At 69.1% G+C, this 22543-nt stretch carries 18 protein-coding genes; 5 read left to right on the forward strand and 13 right to left on the reverse strand.

Annotated elements, in window-relative coordinates:
- Positions 1-11: 11 nt before the first annotated feature.
- The 4 genes from BR70_RS0103155 to dnaK all read right to left on the reverse strand — a co-directional run bounded on the left by BR70_RS0103155 (position 12) and on the right by dnaK (position 4122).
- Entirely contained in the window at positions 12-422 is a 411-nt protein-coding gene (locus BR70_RS0103155; RefSeq protein ID WP_027464889.1) for a heat shock protein transcriptional repressor HspR, read from the reverse strand.
- 126 nt (positions 423-548) lie between these two features.
- Positions 549-1553, reverse strand: coding sequence for a DnaJ C-terminal domain-containing protein (locus tag BR70_RS0103160; protein ID WP_027464890.1), 1005 nt, complete (start codon positions 1551-1553; stop codon positions 549-551).
- A gap of 41 nt (positions 1554-1594) precedes the next feature.
- A complete protein-coding gene (locus BR70_RS19275; protein WP_081827213.1) occupies positions 1595-2254 on the reverse strand; it encodes a nucleotide exchange factor GrpE in 660 nt (219 codons plus the stop codon).
- A 2-nt stretch (positions 2255-2256) separates the two neighbouring features.
- Positions 2257-4122: a molecular chaperone DnaK gene (dnaK, locus tag BR70_RS0103170; protein WP_027464891.1), complete on the reverse strand. Its 1866-nt coding sequence runs from the start codon at positions 4120-4122 to the stop codon at positions 2257-2259.
- Positions 4123-4386: 264 nt separating this feature from the next.
- Between dnaK and BR70_RS0103185 the strand changes: the two genes are divergently transcribed.
- Both BR70_RS0103185 and BR70_RS0103190 read left to right on the forward strand, forming a co-directional pair.
- Entirely contained in the window at positions 4387-7920 is a 3534-nt protein-coding gene (locus tag BR70_RS0103185; protein ID WP_155896751.1) for an Ig-like domain-containing protein, read from the forward strand.
- Positions 7921-8022: 102 nt separating this feature from the next.
- Positions 8023-8448 (forward strand): DUF3060 domain-containing protein, encoded by a 426-nt coding sequence (locus BR70_RS0103190; RefSeq protein ID WP_027464893.1) that lies wholly within the window; start codon positions 8023-8025, stop codon positions 8446-8448.
- A 212-nt stretch (positions 8449-8660) separates the two neighbouring features.
- Here the strand turns inward: BR70_RS0103190 and BR70_RS0103195 are convergent, their stop codons facing one another.
- The 5 genes from BR70_RS0103195 to BR70_RS0103215 all read right to left on the reverse strand — a co-directional run bounded on the left by BR70_RS0103195 (position 8661) and on the right by BR70_RS0103215 (position 13705).
- A complete protein-coding gene (locus BR70_RS0103195) occupies positions 8661-9752 on the reverse strand; it encodes an NAD-dependent epimerase/dehydratase family protein (RefSeq protein WP_027464894.1) in 1092 nt (363 codons plus the stop codon).
- Positions 9749-10615, reverse strand: coding sequence for a glycosyltransferase family 2 protein (locus tag BR70_RS22070; RefSeq protein WP_027464895.1), 867 nt, complete (start codon positions 10613-10615; stop codon positions 9749-9751). The genes BR70_RS0103195 and BR70_RS22070 overlap by 4 nt, the downstream gene beginning before the upstream one ends.
- Positions 10612-11757 (reverse strand): O-antigen ligase family protein, encoded by a 1146-nt coding sequence (locus BR70_RS22075; RefSeq protein WP_197019610.1) that lies wholly within the window; start codon positions 11755-11757, stop codon positions 10612-10614. The genes BR70_RS22070 and BR70_RS22075 overlap by 4 nt, the downstream gene beginning before the upstream one ends.
- 110 nt (positions 11758-11867) lie before the next feature.
- Positions 11868-12911: a glycosyltransferase family 4 protein gene (locus BR70_RS22080; RefSeq protein ID WP_027464897.1), complete on the reverse strand. Its 1044-nt coding sequence runs from the start codon at positions 12909-12911 to the stop codon at positions 11868-11870.
- Between the two features lie 41 nt (positions 12912-12952).
- Positions 12953-13705, reverse strand: coding sequence for a WecB/TagA/CpsF family glycosyltransferase (locus BR70_RS0103215; protein WP_027464898.1), 753 nt, complete (start codon positions 13703-13705; stop codon positions 12953-12955).
- 83 nt (positions 13706-13788) lie between these two features.
- Between BR70_RS0103215 and BR70_RS0103220 the strand changes: the two genes are divergently transcribed.
- Entirely contained in the window at positions 13789-15051 is a 1263-nt protein-coding gene (locus BR70_RS0103220; RefSeq protein ID WP_027464899.1) for an MATE family efflux transporter, read from the forward strand.
- A 76-nt stretch (positions 15052-15127) separates the two neighbouring features.
- Here BR70_RS0103220 and galE read toward each other — a convergent pair whose 3' ends face one another.
- The 3 genes from galE to BR70_RS0103235 all read right to left on the reverse strand — a co-directional run bounded on the left by galE (position 15128) and on the right by BR70_RS0103235 (position 18688).
- The gene (gene galE, locus BR70_RS0103225) at positions 15128-16087 is read right to left on the reverse strand and encodes a UDP-glucose 4-epimerase GalE (RefSeq protein ID WP_027464900.1); all 960 of its coding nucleotides are present in this window, start codon (positions 16085-16087) and stop codon (positions 15128-15130) included.
- A 76-nt stretch (positions 16088-16163) separates the two neighbouring features.
- Positions 16164-17582, reverse strand: coding sequence for a tyrosine-protein kinase domain-containing protein (locus tag BR70_RS0103230; RefSeq protein ID WP_027464901.1), 1419 nt, complete (start codon positions 17580-17582; stop codon positions 16164-16166).
- Positions 17582-18688: a polysaccharide pyruvyl transferase family protein gene (locus BR70_RS0103235; RefSeq protein ID WP_027464902.1), complete on the reverse strand. Its 1107-nt coding sequence runs from the start codon at positions 18686-18688 to the stop codon at positions 17582-17584. Before BR70_RS0103235 ends, BR70_RS0103230 begins: the two co-directional genes overlap by 1 nt.
- Before the next feature lie 83 nt (positions 18689-18771).
- Between BR70_RS0103235 and BR70_RS0103240 the strand changes: the two genes are divergently transcribed.
- Entirely contained in the window at positions 18772-19956 is a 1185-nt protein-coding gene (locus BR70_RS0103240) for an acyltransferase family protein (protein WP_027464903.1), read from the forward strand.
- 86 nt (positions 19957-20042) lie between these two features.
- Entirely contained in the window at positions 20043-21230 is a 1188-nt protein-coding gene (locus tag BR70_RS22085; protein ID WP_081827214.1) for an ankyrin repeat domain-containing protein, read from the forward strand.
- A gap of 106 nt (positions 21231-21336) precedes the next feature.
- Here BR70_RS22085 and BR70_RS0103250 read toward each other — a convergent pair whose 3' ends face one another.
- Complete coding sequence (locus tag BR70_RS0103250; protein ID WP_155896753.1) at positions 21337-22533, reverse strand: glycoside hydrolase family 1 protein; 1197 nt, start codon at positions 22531-22533, stop codon at positions 21337-21339.
- Positions 22534-22543 lie beyond the last annotated feature (10 nt).

Raw genomic sequence — 22543 nt, forward strand, 5'->3', positions numbered from 1 at the left:
CTCTCCGACACTCAGCGCGGCCCGCGGTACAACACGATCTGCGTGTTCCGCTGCGGCCGCGACCCCGCCTTGAGCGAGATCGCCGCACCACTCGCGGTGGCGGCGAAGACCCGTGCGCCGGGCCGGTTGATGAGCTGGTCGGCCAGCGCCGACTCGAGTTCCCGCACCCGGTCGCGGAGCGCCTTGTTCTCGTTCTCCAGGTCGAGCACCCGCCGGATGCCCTCCAGCGACACCCCCTCGGAGCCGAGGCGCGCGATCTCGCGAAGCTGCACCACGTCGCGCATGGAGTAGCGCCGCGACCCACCCCGGGTGCGACCCGGCACGACGAGGCCGAGCCGGTCGTACTGCCGCAGCGTCTGCGGGTGCATCTCGGCGAGCTCCGCCGCGACCGCGATCGCGAAGACGGGCGAGTTCTCGTCCATGTCGGTCATGGCGCGTTCCTTTCCGTCGTCCGCGTGGGGTGAAAACCAGCCTGGAGGAACGGCGAGCGTCCGTCAGGAAGCCGCGCCGTTCCTCCAGGCTGGTTCTACTGCATTCGGTGCGCGACGCTAGTCGCGCGCCTTGGCGAGGAGGTCCTCGCGGGGGTTCTCGTCGGGCAGCGCAGCCGCGAGTGCCTCGACTGCCTCGCGCTGCTTGTCCGACAGGTGCGACGGCACCGCGACCTGGACGGTCGCGAGCAGGTCACCCGTGCCGTTCTTCGTCGTGACGCCGCGGCCCTTGACGCGCAGGACGCGACCCGACGGCGTGCCGGGGGCGACCTTGAGCTTCACGGGCGAACCGCCGAGCGTCGGGACCTCGATCGTCGCGCCGAGCGCTGCCTCGGTGAACGTCACGGGGACGTCCACACGCAGGTTGAGCCCGTCGCGCTCGAACACCGGGTGCTTCCGCACCGACACGGCGACCACGAGGTCCCCGGCCTCACCACCGTCGGGCGAGGGCTCGCCGCGGCCGCGCAGACGGATCTTCTGGCCGTCGGCGACACCCGCGGGGATGCGAACGTTCACCGGTCGGCCGTTGCCCTGCGACAGCTTGACGGTGTCACCGGCGATCGCCGTCGTGAAGTCGAGGGTCGTCGACGCCGTGACGTCGCGGCCCTTCGTCGGCCCACCGAAGCCGCGGTAGCCGCCGGAGGTCTGGCCGAAGCCACCACCCCCGCCGAACATCCCGCCGAGGATGTCCTCGAAACCGCCGGCGCCGCCGGGGCCGCTCTGGCCGAAGCGGACGCGCTGTCCGCCACCGCCCTGCTGTCCGAACATCCCGCCGAAGACGTCCTCGAACCCGCCCTGGCCCCCGCCGCCCGCCGTGAAGCGAGCGCCGGAGCCCATGGCACGGACCTGGTCGTACTCCTGGCGCTGCTCCTTGTCGGAGAGCACCGAGTACGCCTCGCTGATCTCCTTGAAGCGGTTCTCGGCGGCGGCGTCACCCGGGTTGGAGTCCGGGTGGAACTGCCGCGCGAGCTTCCGGTACGTCTTCTTCAGCTCGGCGTCCGAGGCGTCCTTGGACACGCCGAGGACCTTGTAGAAGTCCTTGTCGAACCAATCCTGACTGGCCATGGATCACCTGCCTTCTTCTGTCGTCACCGTGGGGACCCGGCTCAGGCCGGGACCGCCACCGCGACCTTGGCCGCGCGGAGGACCCGCTCACCGAGCTTGTAGCCCGGCTCGACGACGTCCGCGACGGTCTGTCCGGTGGCACCCGGGGTGGGGAGCTGGACGATCGCCTCGTGGATGTTCGGGTCGAACGCCTCGCCCTTCTCGCCGATCTGCACGAGCTTGAACTTCTCGAAGCCCCCGCGGATCTTCTGGCCGATGACCTGCATCGGACCCTCGGCGAGGTCACCGTGGGCCTCAGCCCGGGTGAGGTCGTCGAGCGCCGGCAGCAGTGCCCGCACCACTTCGGCGATGGCGACTTCGCGGTTGGCCTCACGGTCACGCTCGACGCGCTTGCGGAAGTTGACCAGCTCGGCCTGCGCCCGGAGCATGTCCGCACGCATCTCGGCGACGAGGTCGCGGTCCTCGGTGCTCAGCTTGTCCTCGGCGATGCCGCGGGCGGCGTCGGCGAGCAGCGCTTCGTCCTCCGGGGAGAGGTCGTTCGCTGCATCCGCCGCCGGGCCCCCGGCGGCGGGGCCGTCCGTCGGTACTTCGACGTCGGGCCCCTCCGCCTCGATGAGGTCCTCGGGCTCGGCCGCGTTCGTGGCGTCTCCCTCGACCTGGGGTTCTTCCTCGTTCGGCACGTTGTCCTTGGGATCCGTCATCGTTACTTCTTGTCCTTGTCGTCCTCGTCGTCCACGACCTCGGCGTCGACGATGTCCTCGTCGTCGGCCGGCTGCTCACCCGCGGGCTGCTCGCCACCGGCGGCGCCGGCTGCTGCGTCCTGCTGGCTGTAGATGGCCTGGCCGAGCTTGCCCTGCGACTCGTTGAGCTTGTCGAAGGCGGACTTCACGGCGTCGTCGTCCTCGCCCGCGAGTGCGGACTTGAGCGCGTCGACGTCGGCCTGCACCTCGGACTTGACGTCCGCGGGGAGCTTCTCGTCGTTCTCCTTGATGAGCTTCTCGATCGAGTAGACGAGCTGCTCGGCCTGGTTGCGACGCTCGTTGGCCTCGCGACGAGCCTTGTCCTCGGCAGCGTGCTCCTCGGCTTCGCGGACCATGCGCTCGATGTCCTCCTTCGGCAGCGACGAGCCGCCGGAGATGACCATCGACTGCTCCTTGCCGGTGCCCTTGTCCTTCGCGGACACGTGCACGATGCCGTTGGCGTCGATGTCGAAGGTGACCTCGACCTGCGGGACGCCACGGGGAGCCGGTGCGATGCCGGTGAGCTCGAAGGTGCCGAGCGGCTTGTTGTCGCGGGTGAATTCGCGCTCGCCCTGGAAGACCTGGATGGCGACCGACGGCTGGTTGTCGTCAGCGGTCGTGAAGGTCTCGCTCCGCTTGGTCGGGATCGCGGTGTTGCGGTCGATGAGCTTCGTCATCAGGCCGCCCTTCGTCTCGATGCCGAGCGACAGCGGCGTGACGTCGATGAGCAGGACGTCCTTGCGCTCGCCCTTCAGGACACCGGCCTGCAGTGCGGCGCCGACGGCGACGACCTCGTCCGGGTTGACGCCCTGGTTCGGGGACTTGCCACCGGTCAGCGACTTGACGACCTCGGCCACGGCGGGCATGCGGGTCGAGCCACCGACGAGCACCACGTGGGCGATGTCGTTGACCGAGACACCGGCTTCCTTGATGACGTCGTTGAACGGCTTCTTGGTGCGGTCGAGCAGGTCGGAGGTCATCTGCTCGAACTGTGCGCGCGAGATGGTCTCGTCCAGGTTCAGCGGGCCCTCGGCGGTGAGCGTCAGGTACGGGAGCTGGATGTTCGCCGACATCTGCGACGACAGTTCCTTCTTGGCCTGCTCAGCCGCTTCCTTCAGGCGCTGCTTGGCGATCTTGTCCGTGGACAGGTCGACGCCGTGCTCGTCCTTGAACTTCTTGACCAGGTAGTCGACGATGCGCTGGTCCCAGTCGTCGCCACCGAGGCGGTTGTCACCGGAGGTCGCGCGGACCTGGATCGTCGAGAAGTCGTCGTCCTTGCCCACCTCGAGCAGGGAGACGTCGAACGTGCCGCCACCGAGGTCGAAGACCAGGATGAGCTCGTCTTCCTTGCCCTTGTCGAGGCCGTAGGCCAGAGCGGCCGCGGTCGGCTCGTTGATGATGCGGAGGACGTTGAGGCCGGCGATCTCACCGGCGTCCTTCGTGGCCTGGCGCTCGGCGTCGTTGAAGTACGCCGGGACGGTGATGACCGCGTCCGTGACGTCTTCGCCGAGGTACTGCTCGGCGTCGCGCTTGAGCTTGCCGAGGGTGCGGGCCGAGATCTCCTGCGGCGTGTACTTCTTGCCGTCAATCTCGGTGGTCCAGTCGGTGCCGACGTGACGCTTGACCGACGCGATGGTGCGGTCGACGTTCGTCACGGCCTGGCGCTTGGCGGTCTCGCCGACCAGGACCTCGCCGTCCTTCGTGAACGCCACGATCGACGGCGTGGTGCGCATGCCCTCGGCATTGGCGATGACGGTGGGTTCGCCACCTTCGAGAACTGCGACGACGGAGTTGGTGGTTCCGAGGTCGATGCCTACTGCACGTCCCATGTGTTGCTCCTCTTGCTTGGGGGTAAGTCGTTGGACTTGCGTCCGATGGACTCAACTCTACTCCTGAGTCGCCTGGAGTCAACTTCAGGACGATGAACCTGCGCCAGTCCCACTCAACCCACAGGTGATTCCCCAAAGCGATAGCACGACCGTATGTTGGTATTTCACGTGATATTCTGAATACACATGCGCCGTTGGAGTTTTTCCACGGGCGTGCCCCTTCCCGCACAGCCGCCGTCGCGCGGCCTGTCCTGAAAGATGCACATGTCTCACAAGAAGAGGGCATCGACTGCCCTCAAGTCCATGGGTGCGGCCGGGCTGGCCGCTGCCACCATCGTGTCCGGCCTCTCCTTCGGCGCGACGGCAGCGACGGCGTCCCCCATCCAGACGAATTCGTTCTCCACGCCCTTGGTGTTCAAGGCCGGCGACAGCTACCGCGCCTACACCATTTCCGGTAAGGACGGCGCCGTCACGAAGTTCACTGCAACCGACTACAGCACGTACAGCGCAGCGGCAGCCCGCGCGACGTCGGCATCGTTCCCGGATGTTGGAACAACCGGGTACATCAACGTGGGATCCGCTGGGTGCCTCGGGCTCTTGTACTCCACCAGGACTTTCCTCGGCGCGGACCCGGGCTACTGCCAGAGCACCAACCCCGCACTTTGGTCAGTTTCACGATCCGGCGTTGTCTACAGCGCAACCTTCGGCAGGTACGCCGGGGGGAACGTCACCGACGACGGCAGGACCTGGGCGGGTCCCGGAACCGAGGCGAACACGCTCGCTGGCGATCGGTTCGAGCAAGTCGCGCTCACCGCGCAGGTGACGAAGGTGAACAACATCGCGAAGACCGCCGTGGTGTCGGGCACCGCGACGCCGAACGGGACGGTGACGATCGGCGGAAAGACCGTCGACGTGAACTCGAGCGGCAACTGGTCGATGACCGTCGAAGGACTCTCCGTCGGAGCGAACTCCCTCACCGCGACGCAGCGCTTCAACAACTCGCAGGTCGACCAGAAGACCGTCACCGCGACGATCGTCGAGGGCGGCACGCTCGTCGGTGTCGACCAGGGCCCGATCGAGCTCGAGCGCGGCGAGAGCACCCCGGTGCCGTTCGTGGTCGAGAACCGCGAGGCGCGCACGAACACCGACGGCACCGTCACGCTCGAGGCGCCCGAAGGTACGACCTTCGACGAGCAGACCACCGTGCAGGGCCAGTGGCGCCAGGTCGGTGGAACTGGTTGGGAGAACTCCACCTCGATCCCGCTGACGAACGGGAAGCCCTCGAACGACGGCAAGACCATCACCTTCGACGTCGACTGGGCCGCCAACCACGGCGCGAACGAGCAGTACCGCTTCATGGTCGGTGTCACCGCTGCCGATGACGCCCCCGCCGGTTCCGACGCAATGGGCTTCTCCATGCCGGGTACCAGCAGCAAGGGTGACTTCCTGGCCGAGGGTACGACGACCACGACGATCGAGACGAACGTCGTCGACCTCGTGGCGAACATTGCGTCGATCGACCACGCAGGCAAGACCGCGGTCATCTCGGGTACCGCAACCCCGGGCGCGACGATCACGATCGGCGACAAGAGCGTCGAAGCCGACGCCGAGACCGGTGCGTGGAGCATCACGGTCGACGATCTCGACCGCGGGACGAACCCGCTGCACATCGTGCAGGAGATCGACGGCGAGGAGCACGACTCGAAGGACCTCGACGTCGTCATCAACGATGCCGCGATCTCGGGCCAGGACGGCACCGCTGTCACGCTCGAGCGTGGCGAGGTCACCTCGGTGGGGTCCCTGTTCAAGACCAACGGTTCGATCAGCCGCCCGCAGGGCAAGGTCGAGTTCACCGCGCCCGAGGGGACGACCTTCGCCGCGGACCAGGGCACGATCGAAGGTTCGTTCAAGAAGCCGGGTGAGGACGCCTGGACGAACGCCTCCATGACCCTGACCAACGGGGTCCGCTCCGATGACGGCACGAAGTACACCTACGACTTCGCGACCACCACCACGACCTGGAACCTCCCCGACGCGTCGCTGATGCGCTGGAACATCAACGTGAGCACGCCCGAGAACGCCGACGCCGGCACCTTCCCGATGCGCACCGTCCTGAGCGGCACCGCCGTCGAGGGCGCGTTCAACACCACGAGCACCACGCAGGCCACGATCGATGAGGCCGTGAACCCGGTCGCTCCGATCGTCGTGGAGACTCCGGCGAACGGGTCGACCGCGACCGACAAGCGTCCGGTGTTCTCCGGTACGGGCGACGAAGGCGCCACGATCGAGATCACGGGCTCGACCGGCAGAGTCGTCGCCACCACCACCGTCAAGGACGGCAAGTGGAGTGTCCCGGCTGGCTTCGACCTCGTGGACGGCAGCTACATGCTCACCGCCACGCAGACGCCGCTTGAAGGGGAGAAGACGACCGCGCCGATCAACTTCGAGGTCAAGGCGATGGTCCCGGTCACGCTGACCGCTCCCGCGATCGACTCCGATGTCTCGACGCCGAACCCGGTCTTCGAAGGCCGCGGTACGGTCGGCGCGACCGTCGTCGTGCGGGGCACCTACGGCAGCGTCCTCGCCACGACCGTGGTCAAGGAGGACGGCAAGTGGTCGGTTCCGTCAGCGATCGCGCTCGCGACCGGTAGCTACGCCGGAACGGCAACCCAGACCGTCGACGGCAAGACCACGACGGCACCGTTCAGGTTCACCGTCGGCCAGAACCTCGCCCCGGTGACGCTGACCGCTCCGGCGATCGGCGCCGAGGTCACCGACACCAAGCCCGTGTTCAAGGGTGAGGGCCAGCCCGGCGCGACCGTCGAGGTCAAGGGCACCTACGGCACCCTCCTCGCCACCGCGACCGTGAAGGACGACGGCAGCTGGGAAGCTCCCTCCGACATCACCCTCGCCAACGGCACCTACGCCGGCAAGGCATGGCAGACCGTCAACGGCAAGACCACCACGGCGGACTTCCGCTTCACCGTCGTGCAGGCGATCGCCCCGGTGACGCTGACCGCCCCGGCGATCGGCGCCGAGGTCACCGACACCAAGCCCGTGTTCAAGGGTGAGGGCCAGCCCGGCGCGACCGTCGAGGTCAAGGGCACCTACGGCACCCTCCTCGCCACCGCGACCGTGAAGGACGACGGCAGCTGGGAAGCTCCCTCCGACATCACCCTCGCCAACGGCACCTACGCCGGCAAGGCATGGCAGACCGTCAACGGCAAGACCACCACGGCGGACTTCCGGTTCACCGTCGCCGCACCCATGATCCCCGTTTCACTGACCGCGCCTGCACAGAACGCGGTGGTCGTCACCCCGAACCCGGTCTTCAGCGGCAAGGGCACCCCGAACGCCGACATCACCGTGACCGGCGCCTCCGGGACCCAGCTCGCCGCAGGCAAGGTGCACAGCAACGGCGAGTTCGACCTCACCTCGACGATCGCGCTCGGAGCCGGTTCCTACTCCGGGACCGTCCGACAGGTCGCTGACGGCAAGGTGACCACCGCCCCGTTCCAGTTCCGCATCCAGTTCACTGCGGTGACGCTGGAGAGCCCGGAGATCGGGGGGACGGTGGCCAGCGGCACACCGGTGTTCTCCGGGGCGGGCACGCCCAACGCTCCGCTCGTCATCAAGGGTTCCGGCGGCACCACCCTGGCCACGGGATCGGTCAAGAACGACGGCACCTGGACGCTGACGTCGACCGTGACGCTGGCACCCGGCAGCTACTCGGGCACCGTGCTGCAGTCCCTGCCCGGTGCGGACACCACCGCGCCGTTCTCCTTCACCGTGAGCTGAGCACTCCGAATCCGGAGCACTCGTCGAGGCCCAGGCTCGCTGACCGCGACCTGGGCCTCGGCTCTTCCCATCCACACAACGCAATCGACGTCAGGATCCCTCATGCAGTTCATCAAGCCGCTCGCCATCGCCACCGCCGCCTTCGCCATCGCCACTCTCGCGGGGTGCACAGCGGCTGAGACGAACACGGCGAAGCCCAGTTCCAGCCCGACGTCCACGTCGACGGCCCCGCCCGTGGTCAAGAAGGACGTCGCGTGCAAGGACGGGACCGCGAAGGTCACCGACGACAGCGCTGAGCTCACCGTGCAGGGCGACTGCGAGAACGTCGAGATCTCCGCGTCCAATTCGCTCGTCACGGTGTCCGGAGCCGTCGAACACGTTTCGATCACGGGGGCCATCAACACGGTCCGTGCGAAGTCCGTCGGGTCGGTGACCATCGGTGCCGGCTCGAACGGCAACCTCGTGAAGGCCGGGAACACCCCCACGGTCGACGACAAGGGCGAGCAGAACGAGATCACCGCGGAGTAGCACGCGCACGAGCGCGTTGTTCCCGCACACCACGAGATGCCCCGGCTGCTCATCGCGAGCAGCCGGGGCATCTTCGTGTGCGCGCCAGTGCTCGCCTCGGTCTCTTCGGCGGGCGACGCGTGTGTCGATCAACGGCCGCCGGCCTTCCGCGGGACAGCAAGAAGCCCCGACCGCTCCACACGGGAGCGGTCGGGGCTTCTTGTGCGAGCGCCTCAGCCAGCCATCAGTGCCTCGACCGGCGTTCCGAGCTGGCCGTCGATCCAGTCCTGCAGGCGCACGACGCCGGCGTCCAGGTTCCACTGCGGCTGCCAGTCGAGCGCAGCGACCGTCGGAGCAACGTCACACGCGGCGAACCGGACGTCGCCGTCGCGGAACGCCCCGGTGATGTGCGGCGCGGGTGCTCCGTGGTGACGAGCGATCGTCCGAGCGAGATCGTTGATCGTCGAAGGCACGCCGGACCCGACGTCGAACGTCGTGGTCCCGACCGAGCGAGCGGTCCCGAGCGCAGCGACGAAGGCGTCGGCGATGTCGTCGATGAAGACGAAGTCGCGGGTGATCTCGCCGTCCTCGTAGATCGGGATACTCTGACCGGCACGGGCGAGCTGCGAGAACAACGAGACGATCCCGGTGTAGCTGTTCGTCAGGGACTGGCCGGGCCCGAACACGTTCTGCAGGCGCAGCACGGTCAACGCCGTGTCGCGCGCGCCCACCCATGCCGCGAGGATCTGCTCCTGCGACAGCTTGGTCGATCCGTAGACGCTCGTCGGATGCGGGACGTTGTCGCCGGCGCGGGCGGGCAGCGGCGCCAGTCCGTCGAAGTCCCACGCCCCACGCTCGAGCTGCCCGTGACTGCGCTGGCCCGGGTACCGGACGTCCCCCCGCTCGGAGATCCAGCGCCCCTCGCCGTACACGGCGCGACTGCTGCTGAGCAGGATCCGCTCGGGGACGATGCCGAGACGACCGAACCCGTCGAGCATGCGCGTGGTGCCGACGACGTTCACCTCGGCATGACGCGAAGCCTCGTCGAGCGATTGCGCTGTACCCGTCTCTGCGGCGAGGTGGATCACGATGTCCGGGCGGATGTCCGAGAGCACACGGTCCCAGGTCGCGCTCTTCGTGATGTCGCCCACCACGAGCTCTGCCGAGTCATGGAGTCCATCCGGTCGGACTCGCTCGGGGTGCACCTGTGGGTGCAGCGAGTCGACCACCACCCAGCGGGTGAACGAACTCGCGAGCCGCTGGGACAGGGCGCAGCCGATGAAGCCGGCACCCCCGGTGATGAGGACGGTCTTGGTGGTGTTCATCTGTTTCCGCTTCCTTCTTCTGTGGGACGGTGGAGACGCCGACGCTCGCGAACGGCGTCGCGAGCTGACACAGCGACGTACCGGAGCACCTCGACGGCGCGACGTGGTGGGGCGCTGGCAGCACGGAGGTAGGGCGCGATGGGAGTCGCACCCGCTCGAGAGCGGCCGGCCGCGAGGACACGGGCGGTGATCGCACGACGGTGCCGCTCGTTCTCCCACCAGTAGCGCCACGGCCGGACGGCTCCAGGGGACGCGTAGACCACGACGGGTGCGCGGTCGGGGACGACGGCTCCTGGGCGCCATCCGCGTGCGAACAGGTCGTAGTCCTCGCACCAACGGATCTGTGGGTCGTACCCGCCGGTGTCGAGGTACCACTCGCGGCGGAACGCACTCGCCGGGTGCGCCACCGGCATCTGACCGCGCTCGAACATCGCGTCGACGGCATCGGAGTCGGGCGGGAACCGATCGGCGAGGATCGTCCGCGAGCCACGCTGCTCGACGAGCCTGCCGAACGTCGCGACCGCGTGCGGGTTTCCCCGGAGCTGTCGGACGTGTGCCGCGAGCCTTCCAGGAAGCGCGACATCGTCCGCGTCAGCGATCGCGATCACCGCTGCGGTCGTCGCTCGGATGGCGCGGTCGCGTCCGACCGATCGACCGACGTTGTGCGGGGAACGGATCACGCGGAGCCTCGGATCGGCGAGTGATCCCAGCGCGAGATCGGTCCCGTCGGTCGATCCGTCGTCGAACACCACGACCTCCAGGGCGACCTCGGTCTGGTCGAGGAGCGAGCGCACGGCGGGGATGATCGTGTCGACGGCGTTGTAGGCGCTCATCACGACTGCGATGTCGGGGCGACCGGTCATCGGGATGCTCCGAGGAGTCCGCGGTCGCCGATTCGAGGCTCTCGTGCGCGCGCTCCCGTCGTCGGTTGCTCGGAGAGACCGACCGGGAGACCGAGCGACAGCCCGATGAGGACCGAAGCGGGAAGCAGGACGAACGGGTAGACGAGGACGTTGTCCGTGGCGGCGGCAGCGAGTGTCGCCGTCAGGGCGAACAGCGCGGCCCAGTGGATCGGCTGGTCCGTCCGTGTGATCCGCTTGATGACACGGATGAGCACGAGCAGACAGCCCAGGACGAACGGGATCAGTCCGACGAGGCCCTCGTCGTGCAGGACGCGGAGGTACTCGTTGTGCGGCTGGGTGATCCCACCGAACCGCTCCGTCACGAAGACGACCGCCGACCCCGGGCCGTGGCCGAGGAAGGGCGCGTGCATCGCGTTCTGGCTGACTGCTTCCCAGAGCGCCGAACGGCCGGAGGTGTTGATCGCGAGGCCACCGACCTCGACCGCGTTGTCCCCGACGAGGAAGCGATCACGCAGCGGTGCGAACGTCGACAGGAGCGCCCACGTGGCGAGCGCGACGCCGGTCACCGCGCCACAGGCGAGCAGGAGCCGGTGTCCTCGGCGGAGCCGGACGACGAGTCCCACCAACATCAGGATGCTGATCGCGGACGCCGTCCGGGACAGGCTGAGCACGATGGCCCCGACGATCACGAACGGAGCGGCACGGGCGAGGAGGTCCGTCGGCGGCAGCACGACCGCAGCGGCCAGCAGCACGAGAGCAGTGAGGGCGAATGCACGGGTCATGTAGACGTCCGCACCCGACACGCTGCCGACGGCGAACACGACGGCGACCAGGACACCGACACCGGCGAACACCCGGAGCGTCGCGCCGGCGATCTCCACCGTCGCCGACCGCGCAGAGAACGCGATGCCGAAGGTGAACATGGTGAGGATCGCTGCGTTCTGGAGCCCGTCGGGGTTGGGCGCGAAGACGAGACGGACGACGACGAAGCCGTAGAACAGGAGGAACGGCAGGGGAACGGCCGCGAGGCCCGCTCCCACGACGAGCGGGGCCAGCGCGATGAGCACCGCCATGACGCCGACCGAGATGAACGCCGAGAGGCTCACCGACCCCAGACCGACACGGCCACTCGTGTCGATCACGATCGCCATCCCCACCGCCACCCAGGTGAGCCAGGGAAGGGCCGGGGCTCGCCAGCGGTGCCCTGGGAACGATCGACGGCTCGGAAGGAACGCCGTGCCGGGACGGACGCTCATCGGGTGCTCTCGTCGAGGACGTGTCGCCAGGCGTCCGTGTAGGCGAGCTCGGACAGACGCGCCGAGAAGGTCCGGGAGGCGCCAGCGGACAGACGTCCGCGGAGTGCAGGGTCTCTGACCAGGGACTCGAGTGCATCGGCGAACGCTTCCTCGTCGCCGACGTCGACGAGGAAGCCGTTGACACCGTGCTCGATGAGGTCCGGAACGCCGCCGACGCGGTACGCGACCACAGGCGTGCCGCTCGCGAACGCCTCGACGATCGTCAAAGGCTGCGCCTCTTCGAGCGACGACGTGAAGGCAAGACACGTCGACACCGCCAAGGCTTGCCACTTCTCCGCCGCACCGAGCGCGCCCACGACCGCGACACGCGCCGTGGCGTCAGCGTCGACCAGTTCTCGTTCGACCGCTGCGACGACGGCTGCATCGGCGGGCGAACCCGCCAACGTGAAACGCCAGCGCTCGGTCCCGGTGCGACGGAGGAGGAGGCCGGCGATCCGCGCGAAGTCCTCGGCACCCTTACCGGGGATGAGGTTCGACAGGAAGAGGACGCTGCACGGGTCGGCTGCGGTGGTCACTGCCGGCACTGGGCCCGGCGTGTTGGCCAGACACAGTGCAGCGCGGCCAGGCAGGTCTGCGAGCAGGGACGGACCGAGTGTGACGATCCGGTCGCTCGAGCCGAGCAGACGGTCCACACACCACGCCCACAACCGACCTCGACGACGGAGGTCCTCGAAGCCGACCGAGTGCACGTAGAGCACCAGAGAACTCCGGAAGAGCCGCAGGAGCTCGGACACGGCCCAGTCGACGAGGAACGATCCGCCCCGGGTGGTGACGAACACCACGACCACCTCGGGCCGGAAACGGACGCTCGTCCAGACGACACGGGTGAGCAGGCCGAGGACCGCGACCACCTTGCGCAACGACGGCACACCGACCTCGGCGACCGTCGCACTGAACCGACGGTCGATGAGTCGTGACGATCGCCCAAGCCGCTCGAGCACGTCGAGGAAGCGGATGGTCATCACGGTCTGGCCGTGCACGGGCGGAGGAACCTGGCTGACGACCGCCACGCGTCCGCCGGTCATCGGCGTCGCCGCAAGGCCGCGCGGAGGAACACGAAGTTCCCGATGAGGTAGCGCTTCCAGAGACGGCGCGGTTCGCTCGCGAGCCGGAAGACCCACTCCAGTCCGACACGGGTCATCCACTCCGGCGCCACTGGCTTCGTCCCCGCGATGAAGTCGAACGCCACCCCGACCCCGATCGCGACCTTCCCGAGGTGTTCGGCGATCCGTCGCGTCTCGACGTCCTGCAGCGGTGTGCCGAGGCCGACCCAGATGATGTCCGGATCAGCGGCGACGATGTCGGCGTCCTGCGCGGCGAGCTCGTCGTCGGTCAGCGGCCGGAAGTACGAGCGGTGCGTCCCGACGATCGAGACGCCCGGGTACCGCCGCTCGAGTTCGGCGCGGAGGGATGCCAGCACCTCGTCCGTGTTGCCGAGCAAGAAGTGCCGGAGTCCCCGGCTCCGCCCCCGGTCCATCATGTCCGGGAACAGCGACGGGCCCCTGACCTGCGACAGCGCGCGGCCCGGGAGCACTCTCGACACCCACGTGAGGGGCTTCCCGTCCGGGTAGACGGCAGCCCCGGAGGCGATGAGCCGGTGGTAGTCCTCGTCCTGCGCGGTGAGGGAGATCACGTACGAGTTCGCCAGGTGGACGTCACCGGCACCACCGCTCTGCGCGACCGCCGCGATCTGTTCGATCGCTTCGTCACGGGTCGCGACGATGATCGGCACGCCCGCGATCTCGGTTCGCTCGAACTCGGCAAATGTCAGCATCTCGGTCCTTCACTCATCAGGCGGGTCACCCCCGGCTCGGTGATATACTAACACGTGACATCCATAATAAGAGAGGCGCGAACATGCAGCGACTCGTCCGACTCGCGCTCCCCTTCGCCGCTCAGGCGATGCTGAGCCTGGGCCAGATGGGCATCACGATCGTCGGCACCGTCCGCCTCACTCCCGACGGATGGGGCCGTTTCGCCGTTCTGCTCTCCGTGTTCTTCATGGCGGCCGGCTTCGTGCGCGGGTTCGGAGCACTGCCCGTCGTCATCTACCTGTCAGGCGACCCGGAACGGTCTCGAGCCGCACGCCGCGCTGCGGTGCTGCTCACCCTCGTCGCAGCGGCTCCCGCGTCGATCACGATCGCGGTCGTCGGTCTCGGTCTCGCAACCGCCGCATCCGGACTCGCGCTCGCAGCCGCACTCGTCACGTACGCCCTGTACGACACGACACGATCGGTCGAGATGTCGGCCGTCCGCTACGGCCGCGTCGTCTCGACCGACGCCGTGGTGATGGTGGTCCTGGCTGGACTCTGTGCTGTCGGGCTGTTGCCCGGCGTCGACGCGTCGGTGGCGCTGCCGGTGGCGATGACGATCGCGTACGGAGTGGGTGCCGCAGGACTCGCACTGCGCGGACGCCCGACCCGGTCGTGGAGCGTCCGGGTCTTCCTCGATGAGTACCGGCGGGACATCCCGTTCCTCGCGCTCGACGGCGTCCTGATCGGCACCACGATGAGCGCGGTGGTGATCGCGCTCGGCGCATCGACGTCACTCGCCGTGGCCGGCGCGTTCCGGAGCTGCACCACCCTCATCGCGGGACCGTTCCAGATGCTGCAGACAGGACTGTCCCCGACCGTCATCCGCTCGATGCGAGGCCGAGCGCTCGAGGAGCGATCGGCCGATCACCGGGATCCCACTCGAGCTGCGCCGTCGACCTTCCGCGCACGGATGCGGTCGCTCGCCTTCCCCGCAACGATCGCTGCGAGCGCGATCCTGGCTGGCGTGCTCTGGGGCACGACGGCTGCTGCGGTCGTGCCGTTCGTCCTGAGCGCCATCCAGCTGACCGCGCTCTCCGACGCAGTCCCGTTCAGCGTCGTCGCTTGCCTCCTGGTGTCAGCACTGTGGACCAGCACCGTGTTCTCGACGTTCCAGCGCTACCGCCGCTCGAACGCCGAGCTCACGACTGTGCGGGTCATCACGCTCGCGTGTTCGCTCGGCATCCTCGTCGCCGTACCGTCGGACATCGCTGTGCCCGTCCGGCTGATCGCCGCGACCGCGCCGTGGGTTGTCTTCCCTGCGCTCCATGCCGTGCTCCGCTGGGCGCCCGTGTCGCGGCGACTCTGACGAGTCCCGAGCCGAGAACGCAGCGGCTCACGGGCGCTCCGCGCGTCGATGCGAACAGCGCGCTCATCAGCGTGCGTCAGGAGTGGACTGCTCCCAGGGCGGACCGGACGATCGCGTCGAGACCGTGACGAGCCCGCCACCCGAGCTGATCGGCTGCGACGGACGGGTCCGCGACGACCGCGGCGGGATCGCCAGCACGAGCTGCGGCGACCCGCAGGGTGCTCGATCGTCCGAGGGCGCTGCTCACCTCGGCCACGACCTCTCGGACGGACGCCCCCTTGCCCGTGCCGATGTTGACCGGGCCGGCGAAGTCGCTGGCGTCACGGAGCGTGTCGACCGCAGCGAGGTGCGCCCGTGCGAGGTCTGCGACGTGGATGTAGTCGCGGATGCAGGTGCCGTCCGGGGTGTCATGGTCATCGCCGTAGACGACCGGTGACTCACCGCGAAGGATCCGATCCACCACGATCGGGATGAGGTTCTTGGCAGCCGTGTCCGCGAGGTCGTCCCAGCCGGCGCCGGCGACGTTGAAGTAGCGCAGCGAGATCGCCCGCAGCCCCCAGGCGTGGTGCGCTGCGTCGAGCATCCACTCACCGATCAGCTTCGTCTGGCCGTACGGATTGATCGGCGAACACGGGGTCCGCTCCGTGACGACGACGTCCTGCACATCGCCGTACACGGCAGCCGAGGACGAGAAGACGATTCGAGTGACTCCGACGGACCGCATCGCTTCGAGCAGGTGCCCGAGCCCTCCGACGTTGACGCTGTAGTAGCGCTCCGGCTCGGCGACCGATTCCGCGACGTCCTTGAGGGCCGCGAGGTGGATGACCGAGGACACGTCGTGCTCGCGCATGACGTCGATGAGTGCTGACGTGGCATCGGCGGCCGCGAGGTCGAGTTGGACGACGACGGCTCCGACCCGCGACCTGAGGCCGCTCGAGAAGTCGTCGACCACGACGACCGACTCGCCTCGCTCCTCGAGGAGGCGGACCACGTGCGAGCCGATGTACCCGGCGCCGCCGGTGACGAGGATTGACAAGTTCAGCTCCCAGAGGGTTCGGGGTCGGTGAGGGCGGCGCCGACCGGGCGCGCGACGGTCGAGCCGACACCGTGGGTCATGTGGTCAGACCGCGCCGGCTGCGCCGCTCCTCGGGCACCGGCTCGATGACCGGGGTGTCGCCGTCGTAGTAGGCGTACTTGCCGTAGGACCCACCACCGGCACCGCGCATCGGCAGCATCTGGCCGACCACTCCGAACGTGACCGCCTTGACCGCATCGAGCGCACGGAGTGCCGCGACGACATCCGCCTTGCGGACCTTGCCGGCGGCGGCCACGAAGAGGATGCCGGCGACCGCGCTGAGCACGGTGGCATCGGCGACCAGCAGGACAGGCGGCGCATCGATCACGACGTAGTCGAAGTTGCGCTCCAGGTGTTCCACGGTCGCACGCATCGCAGCGGAGCCGAGCATCTCGCTCGGGTTCGGGGGGATGCGTCCGGACGGGAGCACCGAGAGCGCTTGCTCACCCCACGGCTGCAGGACGTCGGCGATCTCCGCACGTCCGATGAGCAGGTCCGTCAGCCCGGCGTTCCCCTCGATGCCGAGGTAGTCCGCCACACGGGGGCGCCGGAGGTCCGCATCGACGAGGACGACACTCGCTCCGGTCTCGGCAAGGGCGATGGCCAGGTTCGCTGCGACGTAGCTCTTGCCCTCGCCCGGTCCGGAACTGGTCACCACGAACGAGCGGCCAGCGTCGCCGAGACCGACGAACTGCAGACTCGTCCGGAGCCGACGGAAGGCTTCCGACCGTGGGCTCCTCGGGTCAGCGTGGACGATGAGGGGGCGTTTCTGGGCGTCCGGATCGACGAAGATCCCGCCCAGGTAGGGGCGACGCGCGACTGCCTCGATCTGCTCCGCGGTCCGGACCCTCGTGTCCAGGTTCGTCCGGAGCACCGCGATCCCCACCCCGGTCACGAGACCCACCGCGAGGCCGATCGCGAGCATCAGCGGGATCCGTGGAGCACTCGGCGCGCTCGGCACGGTTGCCGGCGCGATCGTCTTCACGGCGATGAGGGACGGCCCGACGCTCGGCTTCTCGAGGTCCTCGGACACGACGCGTGCGAAGGACTCCCCGACGGCGTTCGCGATCTCGGCCGCACGCTTCGCGCTGGTGTCCGTCACGGAGACCTCGAGGAGCACGGTGTTGGCAGGGGACGAAGCGCTGACGAGCGGCGCGAGTTCGGCTGCCGTCATGCGCGGCTCCAGCTCGCGTCCGGCGCGATCGAGGACGATCGGGCTGTTCACGACGTCGACGTAGGTGGAGATCGCTTGTCGCGCGAAGCTCGTCCCCTGGTTCAGATCCGTACTGGCTGCGCCTTCTTGCGCACGGACCGAGACGTAGAGACGGGTCGCCGCGGTGTAGGCGGGTGTCGACGCAGCAGCGAGCGCACCACCGCTGAGGATGCCGAGCAGCGCCGTCGCCGCGATGAGGAGCCAGCTCTTCCGCAGGATCCGGACGTACTCCTGAGCCTCCATCAGGCAACTCCTCCGTGGGCACCCGCGGGTTCGACCGTCTCGAACGGGAGCGGCTCGCGGAGCTCGTCGGTCGTGGTGACGCCCTCGCGCCAGTCGGCGATCCGTTGCACCCCGTCCACGAGGCGCTGGCGGAGCACGCTCGCCTGCGCCTGGGTCGCCGAGCGCTCCAGGGGGTCGAGTGCCCGGATTGCAGCATCGACGATCTGCTGCTCCGTCGAGCCCGGAACGACCGCAGGCCGTCCACCCGTGACGCTGAGCCAGAAGTCGTCACACTTCGAGGCGTAGGCGAGCGGCACCGTGGGGACGCCCAGGCCGACCGCGGCGACGGCGCCGTGCAGTCGCTCGGTGAGCATGAGACTGCACCGGCTGATCTCCGAGGTCGTTGCGCGGACGTCGCCGTCGAACCGGTGGATCCGCGACGGGCGGTGCAGTTCGGACTGCAGGGCTCGACAGGCGGCAAGGTCGTTCGGGGACAGCGCGAACAACACGATCTCGGTGTCCGCTCCGGTCATCCCGCGCACCGCCGCTGCAACCGACCGCGGGTCGAACCGCGACACCGGATCAGCGCCGACGCTCACACCGACCGGGCCGTCGGCGTCGTGGACGTGTTCGATACCAGCCACGACCGGGTACAGCAGAGCGGGGTCGCCGACGACCGCAGGACGACCCCAGGCCCGCTCGCACTCCACCGCTGTGAGCGGACCGCGGACACCGAGCAAGATCGATCGGAGCTCCGACCAGCGCCGCCAGTCGTGCCCCTGCAGGCCCAGGGCGAACGTGTCGGTCGACTCAGCCGCCCCCGCTCCGAGTGCGACCACTGCGTCTGCGCGGTACACCCGAGCAGCATCTGCCACGTGCCGTGCCCAGTTCTGGAAGCCGAGCACCGTCCCGCCACCGAGGAGGAGCATCCGCTCGGTACGGCCTCCGGTGCGGTACGAGTGGATCGCGCTCCGGACGTCGGCGAGTCGCTCCCGTCGAGTCACCGGCGAGACCGCGTCGATCCCGAGGGCGAGACGCCAGGTCTCGAGGAGGAGTTCATCGCCGTAGTTGCCGTGCCCCGTCCAGCCGAGGTAGACGACCTCGCGCGCTGCGGTTCGTGTGGTCATGTCATTAGTATATCACCTGCAATATCCATAGCACGCGCTCGATATCATCACGTATGTTTGTATTTTGCATGTAGAATTGCTACATGCCGACCCGACAGCAGCCCTTCCGTCTCATCCAGGCCCTGCGGTACGTCGCAGCCGCCCTCGTGGTGGTCGTCCACGCGTGCTACTACTCGGCGGAGCGCTTCGACGAGCACACCCCGCAGCTCGACAGGATCGGCGGACTGGGCGTCTGGCTGTTCTTCGCGATCAGTGGTTTCGTGATGGTGCTCGTCGGCGACGACCTCGGTCAGGCGCCGGGGTCCTGGCACCGGTTCGCCCGGGCGCGGCTCGCGCGGGTCGTCCCGCTCTACTGGTTGATGACCACCATCAAGGTCGCCGCGGTGGTCCTGGCCGGCTCGTTGGTGGTCAACTCGGCCCTCAGCCCGGGCACGGTCCTTGCGTCGTACCTGTTCATCCCCAGTCACGACGAAGCCGGTGCCATCCATCCGCTCTGGGGCGTCGGGTGGACGTTGGTCTTCGAGATGGCGTTCTACGCGCTGATGACGCTCGCCCTGGCCATCCGGATCGACCCGTTGGCACTCTGCGCACCGATCCTCACGCTCGCGGCCGCCGCGTCACTCCTGCGCCCGGCCACCGGGTCAGCATGGTGGTTCTACGCCGATGACGTGACGCTCTACTTCCTCGCCGGCATGGTCATCGCCCGCGGGTGGCGAGCACGACGACCGGTCCTGACCGTCTTGTCGCTCGGCGGCATCGCGGTCTGCATGGGCACCCTGGCCTCGTTGCGAGCCGAGCGGCTCGAGGTCTCGGCGGCCGTCGTCCCGCTCGTGATCTCCGCTGTCGTGTTCTCGGCGGTCTGGCTGGACGATCGGATCGGCCGGTTCGTGCCCCGCTGGGTGATGGCCGGCGGCGCTGCCTCGTACGCGCTGTACCTCGTTCATCCGCTCCTGGCACCGGTGGTGCCCGCAGCACTCGCCGCCGTGGGCGCGTACTGGGTGCCGTGGTTCGTGGTCGTCACGATCACCGTCGGTGCCATGCTCGCCGTGGCGCCGCTCGCCCACCGCTTCGTCGACCGTCCGCTCACTCGCGGAGCCAGCCGCCTGCTGCTCCCCGGGGCTCGCTCCGGCCGTGGCCGCAGGTCCTCGAGCCGAGCAGTCGCGCGATCAGGACCTCTGGACGCAGCCCGTACCGCAACTCGGGGGACGGTCCGCGGCGGCATGTCTCCAACATCTCACATTCCGGACGGCGCTGCTCCGGAAGGGTGACACCTGTGGAGAACTGCGGAGCTGGACGAGAGCACGCAACGAGGCCCTCCGCGGGGAGACGGACCACTGCCGGGTAGGGTCGTCCCGTGCGATGGAGTCGAGTGAACTGGCCCTCCGTTGGCTACGTCTCCCTCGAGGACTTCGACGGCCAGCGCGAACACGTGACCCGGCTGCTCGAGGACGCCCCGCCGACGATCGCCGCGCTCCTGACGGTCAAGTGGACCGACTCACGGATCGAACGCTGGGTCGTGGAGTCCGCCGACGCCGTCGTCGACCCGGACGCCGACGAGGACGACGTGACGACCCCCGTCGACCTGCCGGGGCACGGTGTGCCGGACCCGGTCGTCGTGCACGCCGACATCGTGGTCCGCAACGACGAGGTGCTCGACACCCCGAGCGGCCTGTGGCGCCGCTGGAACCACGCCAGGGTGTCGCTCCGGCTGCGGGACGCCGTCATCGACCCGCCGGGTGTCGACGCCGCGGCACTGCTCGCCGGTGACGCGCACGTCGCCCGGGGCGAGCTCGAGTACCTGAACGAGCACGACGCCTGGGAACTCCGCCTGCTGATCTCCCCCGTCGGTGAGGTCGCGATCCGGTTCCGGGGCGTCCGGGTGGCGATCCGGAGCGTCGCCGAGTCCGTGTACTCCGGCCTCGAGTCGCGCCCGGCACGCGGCTGGCACGGCCCGGTGCCGGACGGTTGGGTGGAGTGGGCGACCGAGGTGGTACGGGCCGCGGCGTACGGCGACCTCGGCGGGCTGCACCTGGCCGATGACGCGCGCGACGTCGACGACGTCGACCCTCGCTGGGGCTTCGCCCCGCTGCACGCCGCCGCGTGGTTCGACCACCCCGAGATGCTCGAGGAACTCCTGCGCCGCGGGGCGACCCTGCAGCTGGAGGACACCGAGGGGCGGACGCCGCTGACGCTGGCGATCGACCGCGACGCGCGACGGGCGGTCGACGTGCTGGTCGCAGCGGGCGCCGACCTGGAGGCCCGTGACGGCGACGGCAACACCCCGATCGTCCGCGCTGCGTGGGGCGGGCACGCCGCGATCGTGCGTGCCCTCGCCACCGCGGGTGCGGACACCAGGGCGCGCGGGTCACGGGGCGCGACGCTGCTGATCGCGGCCGTCGACTCCGGCGACCTCGACACGGTCCGCGTCGTGCTGTCGCTCGACGTCGACCGGGACGCCGCCGACGACGAGGGCTCGACCGCTGCGGACCGCGCGGAGCTGCTCCGCGAGACGGCCGTCGCCGACCTGCTCGCCGCCGCCTGAGCGCTGGCCGCACCACGGCCCGTGGGCCGACCGGTGCCGGACACGACGAAGCGCGGCGGACGGGAGCAGGGCCTCCCGTCCGCCGCGCGCCTGCGGGTCGACCGTCCTAGACGGCGACCGACTCGAGGGCGTTCGCCTGTGCGACCCGCCCGTACCAGCGGGCGGAGTCCTTCGGCGTGCGCTCGAAGGTCTCGCGGTCCCACGCGACCAGCCCGAAGGTCGGTCGGAAGCCGGAGGCCCACTCGTAGTTGTCCAGGAGCGACCAGTGCTGGTAGCCGAGGACCTCGATGCCGTCCTCGATGCAGCGGTGGATGCCCTCGAGCGCGCCCTGCGTGTACGCCTGCCTGCGGGGGTCGTCGGCCGTGGCGATGCCGTTCTCGGTGATCATCAGCGGGACACCACCGGAGAGCTCCCACGCGCTGCGGAGCCCGTCGGCCGAGGCCTCGGGGTAGAACTCCCAGCCGGTCAGGGTCGTCTCGACGTCGTCCGCGACGGGCAGGGGCCCGTCCGGACCGATGAACGTGCGGGTGTAGGCCTGCACGCCGAGGAAGTCGTCGCCCGCGGCGTTCTCGAGGTACCAGTCGTCGCGCGGGTACCCGTACTCGCGGAGCATCGCGTCCGCGCCCGGCTCACCGTTGGACTTGAAGGCCTGGGTCGCGACGGTCCACCCTGACTGGAGGCCCGACACCTGTGACAACACCTCGCGCGACCGCTTGTGGCTGGCCAGCAGGGCGTCGGCGACCCCCAGGTCCGGGTTCGGCAGGCCGAAGGCCACCAGGTTGGCCGCGTCCTCGCCGCCGGCGAGCATGGCCGCGATGTTCGGTTCGTTGATCGTGCAGACGTAGCGGACGCCGTCCTGCACCACGGGGAGCGCGGCCTCGGTGTAGCGGGCGAACAGGTCGGCGGCGTCGGGTGCCCGCCAGAAGCCGTCGCGTTCGAACCAGCGCGGCACGGTGAAGTGCATGAGGGTGACGATCGGCTCGATGCCGAACTCGTGGCAGGCGTCGACCATGCGACGGTAGTGGTCGACCTCGGCACGGCTGACGAACCCGCGCTCGGGCTCGATGCGGGCCCACTCGATGCTGAACCGGTAGGAGTTCAGCCCGAGCTCGGCCGCGATGCGGATGTCCTCGCGGTACCGGTGGTAGCTGTCCGCCGCGTCACCCGAGGGCTCGACGATGGTGGTGTCCGGCTCGTGCTCGTGCACCCACCAGTTGCTGTTGACGTTGTTGCCCTCGATCTGGTGGGCGGCGGTGGCGGCACCCCAGAGGAAGCCGTCGGGGAACTGCAGCGTGGAGATGATGGTGCCTTTC

The sequence above is a fragment of the Curtobacterium sp. UNCCL17 genome (genome assembly GCF_000686685.1).
Lineage (GTDB): Bacteria > Actinomycetota > Actinomycetes > Actinomycetales > Microbacteriaceae > Curtobacterium > Curtobacterium flaccumfaciens.